Consider the following 374-nt stretch of genomic DNA (forward strand, 5'->3'; position numbering starts at 1 on the left):
AATATCTTTTTTCATAGTGATATGACTCAGTTAATATTAAGGGAAAAATTAGATTTATCACTATTTAACATAGATGGTATTTCAGCCTCTTTTCATAAATTTCATGGTGCAAAAGGTAGTGGATTTGCATATATATCATCAAAGTATTTAATAGAAAAACATATACATGGTGGTGAACAGGAAAAGAATAAAAGAGCAGGAACAGAAAATATAAACTCCATAATTTTTTCTATTTCACCAGTTTCAATAATTCCCTTACTATTTGGTTTAATATAGCTTATATCAAAACCTTTTTCTTCAAGATATTTACAAACATTTAATATACTAAGGTTCTATAGATGAGGTAATGATATGTCCTTTACCCTTATTTAAAG

At 26.5% G+C, this 374-nt stretch carries 1 protein-coding gene; it reads left to right on the forward strand.

Features of this window, described 5'->3' with window-relative positions; translation table 11 throughout:
* Positions 1–276 (forward strand): aminotransferase class V-fold PLP-dependent enzyme (locus BUE91_RS00700; RefSeq protein WP_143605892.1); only part of this gene is annotated, 276 nt, incomplete at its 5' end.
* Between the last annotated feature and the right edge of the window lie 98 nt (positions 277–374).

This window comes from Streptobacillus notomytis (assembly GCF_001902585.1).
Taxonomy (GTDB): domain Bacteria; phylum Fusobacteriota; class Fusobacteriia; order Fusobacteriales; family Leptotrichiaceae; genus Streptobacillus; species Streptobacillus notomytis.